General features: G+C 68.7%; 6 protein-coding genes. All 6 read right to left on the bottom strand.

Annotated features, from left to right (window positions below):
• Window positions 1-359: 359 nt before the first annotated feature.
• Window positions 360-1,736: a hypothetical protein gene (locus HUW62_RS44540; protein ID WP_163867663.1), complete on the bottom strand. Its 1,377-nt coding sequence runs from the start codon at window positions 1,734-1,736 to the stop codon at window positions 360-362.
• Window positions 1,737-1,762: 26 nt separating this feature from the next.
• The gene (locus tag HUW62_RS44535) at window positions 1,763-4,933 is read right to left on the bottom strand and encodes a TonB-dependent receptor (RefSeq protein ID WP_176437901.1); all 3,171 of its coding nucleotides are present in this window, start codon (window positions 4,931-4,933) and stop codon (window positions 1,763-1,765) included.
• An 80-nt stretch (window positions 4,934-5,013) separates the two neighbouring features.
• Complete coding sequence (locus HUW62_RS44530) at window positions 5,014-5,445, bottom strand: biopolymer transporter ExbD (protein WP_163867661.1); 432 nt, start codon at window positions 5,443-5,445, stop codon at window positions 5,014-5,016.
• A gap of 9 nt (window positions 5,446-5,454) precedes the next feature.
• Window positions 5,455-5,859: a biopolymer transporter ExbD gene (locus tag HUW62_RS44525; protein ID WP_163867660.1), complete on the bottom strand. Its 405-nt coding sequence runs from the start codon at window positions 5,857-5,859 to the stop codon at window positions 5,455-5,457.
• On the bottom strand, window positions 5,843-6,595 hold the full coding sequence (locus HUW62_RS44520) for a MotA/TolQ/ExbB proton channel family protein (protein WP_163867659.1): 753 nt from the start codon (window positions 6,593-6,595) through the stop codon (window positions 5,843-5,845). The genes HUW62_RS44525 and HUW62_RS44520 overlap by 17 nt, the downstream gene beginning before the upstream one ends.
• Before the next feature lie 43 nt (window positions 6,596-6,638).
• A partial coding sequence (locus HUW62_RS44515; RefSeq protein WP_176437900.1) for an energy transducer TonB occupies window positions 6,639-7,180 on the bottom strand: 542 nt, incomplete at its 5' end.

The following is a 7,180-nucleotide window of genomic DNA, read 5'->3' as shown; positions in this document are numbered from 1 at the left end:
GAAGGGGGAAGGGGCGGCGGGGTGATGTCCCGCTCCGCCGCATTGCTCTTGCCAGGGGAACCAATGAGAAGCAGGGCGCCTAAGAGACACCACTGCCTGGGGCCGTGTTGCGACATGTTCGAACAACCTCGTCCTCCGTGGGAGTGCGGCCCCTCCACTTCACGGAAGGCGGCCAATCTCCAACATCTCGCGACGGGTGTTTGTCAAAACCGGGTAAAAACCCACCGGCTCCTGAAAAAGCCGCGGCCCGGACGCGAGGCCTCTCCGGAGCCCCCCTCCGGTAGAGACCCGCGGCCGGGCCACGGTGCCGGCCCGCTCCGGGGACTTCCACGGAGCGGCCCGGGTTCAGTCGATGAGGCCTAGTTCTCCGGGAACGACGTCCAACCGGCCAGCCAGTTGGTGGGGCCCACCGCGCCGACGAAGCGCGCGCTGGTGTCGAAGCCCGCGCCCGGCGTGGCCGCGTTGTCCGGGTTCAGCAGGGGCGAGCCCGCGGCCGGCGAGAAGTTGGGCGCCGTCAGGTTCGTCGCCGCGGTGAGCAGCGGGTCCTGCAGCTTGACGCCGTTGGCCGCGACCAGAATCTTCTCCGCCTCGTTGAACCGGCTGACGTCCGGGTCCACCGTCACGCCACCCTCCACCTTCGGGTTCGGCGCGAAGGGGATGGTGTCGTTCATGTTGGCGTTGTCCCAGAAGAAGGTGTTGCGGATGGACAGCCGCGAGTCACCCGGCTCGTTGAAGAGCGCCGCGGAGGCCGTGCCGTCCACGTCGACCGCCTGGTCCTTGAAGTGGGCGACGACGGCGTTGCGCAGCTTGATGCCGGCGCCGGTGTTGAACACCAGGCCCTCCTGCGAGGGGTTGCCACCCGGGTCCGCGTTGGAGCCGATGAAGCTGGCGTTCCAGATTTCCGGGATGCTGATGGGCTCCTGCGTCGGCGTCGTCTTGTGGCTGGACGCCTCGATGGCGCGGTCGCCCACGCGGGGGCTCTGCTGCACGATGAGGAACTGGACCTTGCCGCTGTAGCCCAGGTCGTAGTCCAGGCCGTCGTCGTCCGCCTGCGTGATGACGATGTGCTTCAGGGGCGCGGTGCCGCCGAACATCTCGATGCCGTCGTCCAGGCCCTTGTGGACCTGCACGTAGTCGATGTCCGTCGCCGAGCCGCAGCCGCCCGTGGTGAGGCCGTTGAGCTCGTTGTTCGGCGCCAGCTCGAAGCCGGCGAACTCGATGCGCGCGTACTTCAGCGTGCCGCAGTTGTGCGCGTCATCCGTGCCGCCGTACTTCGTCTGGTCATTGCCGCTGGTGGCGAAGAACCCCTCGATGGTCGTCTCCCCGCCGGACACGTTCAGCTTCGCGCGGCCGAGCAGCACCACGCCGCCCCAGTTGCCCGCCTCGCGCTGACCGACGGCCTTGGAGGACGTGAAGACGATGGGCTTCTCCGCGGTGCCCACCGCGTTGATGCGCGCGTTGCGGGTGATGATGAGCGCGCTGCCCTGCTCACCCTTGATGGTGGCGCCCGCCTCGATGTTCAGCGTGCCGCTGTTGACGAAGATGTACTTCTTCAGCACGTAGGTGTTGCCCGTCTTCCAGGTCGTGTCCGCGGTGATGTCCTGGGCCACATCCACCGTCTCGGGGGTGGGCGTGGGGGGCGGGTCCACCACCGGGTCCTTCTTGTCGTCGTCGCCGCAGCCAGGGCCAATGACAAGGCTGGACAGGATGAAGAGGGAGGCAAACAAGCGCTTCATGGCGAGACTTCCTTTCGGGAGGGAAACTACAGGGAGAGGCCGAGCGACGCGGAGAACGCGAGGCCCGGGCGGTACTGGACCAGGGCGATGTCGCCCTGCTGAAGGGTGATGCGGGAGTTGAGGAGGTTGGACGCGGTCAGCTTCAGCTGCGTGGACTCGGTGAGCTTCTGGGTGAGGGCCAGGTCCATGCGGTGGAACGGCTGCTCGTAGACGTCGGGCAGGTTGTCGGTGCCCACTTCGCTGATGCGGCGGCCGTAGACGTTGTAGAGCAGCGCGACTTCGGTGCCGCTCTGGGGTCGCTCGTAGCCGAGGTTGACGTTGACGACGTAGGGCGACTGGCCCTGCTGCGGACGCTTGGCGTTGGTCTGCAGGCCCTGCAGCGAACCCAGGTCGATTTGCGACTGGATGAGCGTGAGGTTGGCGCCCACCTTGAACGGCTGGAGCGCCGGGGTGACGCGGCCCAGCGAGGTGCGCGCCTCCAGCTCCAGGCCGTAGGTGTCCGCCGCCGGCGTGTTCTCGAAGTTCATGTCGCCGGAGCCCACGGAGTTGATGACGCGCTCGATGGGATTCAGGAAGCGCTTGTAGAAGACGCTCGCGGCGAGCACCTCGTTGTCCCCGGTGAACCACTCGACGCGGGCGTCCACGTTGTGGATGCGCGTCTGCACCAGGGAGGGGTTGCCGGAGATGTTGCGGCGGCGCACGAAGTCGTAGAACGAGAAGGGCGCCAGCTCGCGGAAGGTGGGCCGCGCCAGCGTGTAGCTGTAGCCCGCGCGCAGGTTCACCGTGGGGGTGAGCGCGTAGATGGCGTTGAGCGTGGGCAGCCAGTCCAGGTAGTTGACGTCGTTCTTGGACGCCTCCACGCCGGTGAACTGGTTGAGCGCCGTCAGCGTCTGCTGGGAACTCTCCAGGCGCACGCCACCGACGAGGCGCAGCGACTCCGTGGCCTTGAAGTCGGCGTTGACGTAGCCGGCGAAGACGCCGAGCGACGCGTCATAGGCGTCCGAGTCCGGGCGGGTGCTCTCCTGGATGCGCATGCCGTTGCCCAGGTACTCCGCGCTGAACAGCGTCTCGGGCGGCAGGAAGCGGTCCACGTCCGAGTTGGGGGAGATGCCGTAGCGGAAGCGGCGGGCGCGGAAGTCGCGGAAGGACAGCTGCGTCAGGCCGCCGAACTTCAAGCGCAGGTCCGAGAGGGGCACGGTGAGGTTGACGCTGCCGCCGAAGGACGTCTCGCCCAGGTCGGCGAAGAAGCGCTCGCCGCTGTTGGCTTGATTGGGGAAGGACATGCCGCCGGACGGGTTGCCCAGGTTGTCGCTGTAGAGCGAGTCGCGCGTGTCCGGCTCGTCGCGGTCCACGCGGGACAGGTTGGCCTGCCAGTCCACCTCCGAGTCGCCGAAGAGGCCGATGCGGTGGAAGCCGCGCAGCTGGTTGAAGGAGAGCTGGCGGACGATGAACTGGAGGCGGCTGCCCTCGTAGCGGTCACCCTTGAGCGTGTCCACTCCGACGCTGGTGGTGGTGCGCGTCTCGGTGCCTCGGGTGAAGAGGCTGAAGAGGGTCAGCTCGTTGTCGCGGTCCAACTGGTAGCCGACGCTGGCCAGGCCACTCAGGTTGGCGACCTCCGTGCCCAGTTGCGTCTGCGCGTCGTCGTAGCTGACGAAGTCGCCTTCCAGGTCATAGGAGGCCTTGCTGTACTGCGTGAACTGGGTGTTCTCGCGGTGGCCGTAGTTGACGGTGGCCAGGTAGCCCAGGCGCTGGTTGTCGAAGCGCAGCGTGTCGCCGAGCGACGCGCTCAGGCCCATGTTGGGCAGCGCCGTCTTGCTGCGCGCGTTCCACACGTTGTTGAAGCTCTCCCACTGCTGCTCCTGCTCGGCGGCCGACTCGTTGCCGTTGCCGAGCGCGTGGTCCGTGGGGATGGCGTCAGGCAGCTTGCGGCTGCCGCCGGGGAAGCCGAGGAACTCCATGCTCCCGCCGCCAGTCTGTGTATTGCGGGCCTGGCCGGTGGTCTCGGTGTCGCCGCCGAAGGTGATGCGCGGCTTGAACTCGAACTGGCTGGGATAGGTGTTGGTCTCGATGAGGAGCGCGCCGCCGCCGAAGGAGCCGGGCAGGTCGGCGGTGTAGCTCTTCACCACGTTGAGGTTGGCGAGCAGGGACGTGGGGAAGAGGTCCAGCGGGACGCTGGGCTCATCGGGCTCCGGGCTGGGCAGCAGCGCGCCATTGAGCAGGGTGGTGATGTAGCGGCCGCCCAGGCCGCGCAGGTAGACGTAGCGGCCGTCGACGACGGTGGCGCTGACGACGCGTTTGACGGCATCGGAGGCGCTGGAGTCGGGGGTGCGGGCGATTTCCTGGGCGCTGATGGAGTCGGAGACGGCGGCGGCCTTCTTGCGCTCCTGGAGGAGGGCGCCCTCGGCGCGGCGGTCCGAGCGAGCCTCGACGACGACCTCCTGCACCGCGCCCACGTCCGCGCCGAGCGCGACGTCCAGCTTGGTGGCCTTGCCCTGCGTCACGATGACGCCGGTGATGCGGCGGCCCTGGTACACGTCGTAGAAGACGCGCAGGTCGTACTTGCCGGGCGGCAGCGCGAGCCGGTAGTTGCCATCCAGGTCCGTGAGCGACTGTTTCTGCGCGCCCGTGACGACCTTCACGGTGGCCTCGATGAGGCCCTCCTGGTTGGCCTCGTCGACGACCTTGCCGTAGATGCCCGTGAAGCCCGGGGGCGGCGTGGAGGACTCGGCCAGCACGGCCTCGTCATCGGTGGCCGCGGCGTCGGCGGGCTGCGCGGTGGCGGGCTCGCCGTCAACGGGCTGTGCGTCGGGCGACTGCACCGTGGCGGGAGCGCCATCGACAGGCCGCGCGTTCGGCTGAGCGGTGGCGGGAGTCTGCGTGGCGGCGGGCTGCTGCGGATTCGGCGAGGGCGGAGGTGGTTGTGATTGCGTCGTTCCGTCGGCGGCCGGAGCCATGCCGGGAGCGGCGGGGCGCAGCTCCTCGGACGGGGGCGCCTGGTCGTCCGTCACGGGGGGGACGACCTGCGTCTCCGTGCCGGACGGAGTGCTCTCCGAGCCAGGAAGGGAAGGGGTTTGACCGAGGGCGAGCCCGGGCGAGGTGATGAGGATGAGCGCTGCCACGAGGGCGCGCTGAAGGCTTGCGCGAGACAACACGGCTCTCCTTGCCAACGGTCGCGGCATAAACAACGCGACTCGCATGGCATTGGAATGGATGGCTTGTGACGATTCAGGCGGCGGATCGAAAACTCGAGGTCACGACCCGCCGCCAGGCGGACACATCAGTCCGCGAGCTTGTCCGGCAGCACGCCCACGGTGAGATTTCCTCCCCGGGCGAGGTCCAGCACTTCCATGGCGGCGCCGTAGGGCACGTCGTCGCCCGCGTCGAAAAACACAATCTTGTCCGGGCGCGCGTTGAGCATGCGCTGCAGTCGCGCGACGACCTGCTCGCGCGGGACTTCCTCCCGGTTGATGCGCAGCACGCCAACGCGGTCCACCGTGAGCACCACCGGTGGCAACGCGTCAGGCGGGGGGGGAGGTGGCTCCTCCTGCTTGTCGCTCTTCGCGGGCACCGTCATCCACATCTGCTTGGTGAGCAGCGGGGTGACGACCATGAAGATGATGAGCAGCACGAGCACCACGTCCACCAGTGGCGTCACGTTCATCGTCGGGCGGAGTCCGCCCGCTTTGCCGCCTCCGAGGTCGAATGCCATGGCGCGCTCCTACTTCTTCCTGTCGATGACCTGCAGGTTGATGCCCGGGAAGCCCAGGTCCTGCATGCTCTTGAAGACGCCGCGCACCTCGGAGTAGCGCACGCCCCGGTCCGCCTTCAGCACCACGGGCGAGTCCGGCTTCTTCTCGCGCAGCGACTTCAGCTCCACGAGCAGCGCCTCCTTCTTCAACTCCTTGCGGTCCATGAAGATGGCGCCGTTGGCGGCCAGGCTCACCGTCGTCGGCTCCAGCTCCTTGTTCTCCTTGTCCGGGTTCGTCGCGGCGGGCAGCTCCACGGACGCGCCCGACTCGATTTGCGGCGTGACGACCATGAAGATGATGAGGAGGACGAGCACCACGTCGACCAGCGGCGTGACGTTCATCTCCGGGGTGATGCTGCTACGCCGGGCGGACATCGAGCCCCTCCCGGCGCGCCACCGTCTCCGGCCCGGTGGCCACCGCGCCGTTGTTCACGCCCCCGCGCTTGTCGGAGGGCATGTCCTCCAGGTGGTCCATCAGCTCGCTGCGCGCCGCGTCCAGCGAGAGCTGGAGCGCGTCCGCGCGAGTGGAGAGGAAGTTGAACATCAGCACCGCGGGGATGGCGACGAGCAGGCCCAGCGCGGTGACGACGAGCGCCTCGGCGATACCGGCGGACACCGCGCCCAGGCCACCGGAGCCCTCCTTGGCGATGCCGGCGAAGGCCTCGATGATGCCGACCACGGTGCCGAGCAGTCCGACGAACGGCGCCACCGAGCCCACCGTGGCGAGCAGCGACATGCCGCGCCGCACATCCGCGCTGACGCGGTCGTTGATGCGCACCAGCTCGCGGCGGGTGAGCTCCACCGGGCCCAGCTTGCCCGCGGGCAGCTTCGACTTGGCGAGGAACGCCTTCATGCCGCCGCCGAGCAACACGGCCAGGTGGCTGCCCTTGGTGCCCTCGGCCTCCTTCACCAGCGCCTCGTGCTGGTGCTGCATGAGGAGTTGACCCGCGCGAGCGGCGAAGGCGCGCGAGGTGGCGCGGGAGCGGAAGAAGACGAACAGCCGCTCGAAGAACACCGCGAGGGACGCGACGGCGAAGAGCATCAGCGTCCAGGCGATGCCCAGGGCGAACACGCCCATGTGGTTGTAGATGTCGCGAAGATTGAAGTTCATGACGATGTGCTCCTGGGGGGCAGGTGCGGGTGAGTCAGACGGCCTACGACTTGAGACGGAACGGAACCTTGAAGATGCGGAAGACGGCGGTGGGGCGGCCCTCGACGACGGCGGGCTTGAAGCGCCACGTGCGCACGGCGGAGAGCGCCGCGCTGGCGAACGGCTCGTCACCGCGCATGACCTTGAGCTGGGTGACACGGCCATCCGCCTCGACGACGCCCTTGAGGATGACCATGCCCTCCTGACCCTTGGAGCGGGCCTCGGAGGGGTATTCCGGAATGAGGTTGGACTCGAGCGGCTCCGGCGGCGTGGCCGACTCCGGCAGGTTGATGGGCGCCGCGCGCCCCCCCCCGGCCGAAAGGCCCTCGCCGCTACCGGTGCCACCCACGCGGCCACCCGGCACGAGCGCGCCGGTGCCGCCCACGGCGATGGGCGCGGCGGCCACCGTCTCCGTGGCGGCCTCGGGAGGCTTGTCCAAGGGCACCACCGTCGGCGCGACGATGGGCGCGGGCGCGACGAGCGGGGCCGCGGGAGGCGGCGCCTTGGCGAGCGCGGGAGGCGCGGCCTTGGGGGGCAGCTTCGGCT

This window comes from Myxococcus sp. AM011 (assembly GCF_013372595.1).
In the GTDB taxonomy this organism is placed as follows: Bacteria; Myxococcota; Myxococcia; order Myxococcales; family Myxococcaceae; genus Myxococcus; species Myxococcus eversor.
The sequence above is the reverse complement of the archived record's forward strand: the minus strand, read 5'-3'. Positions and strand labels throughout refer to the sequence as shown.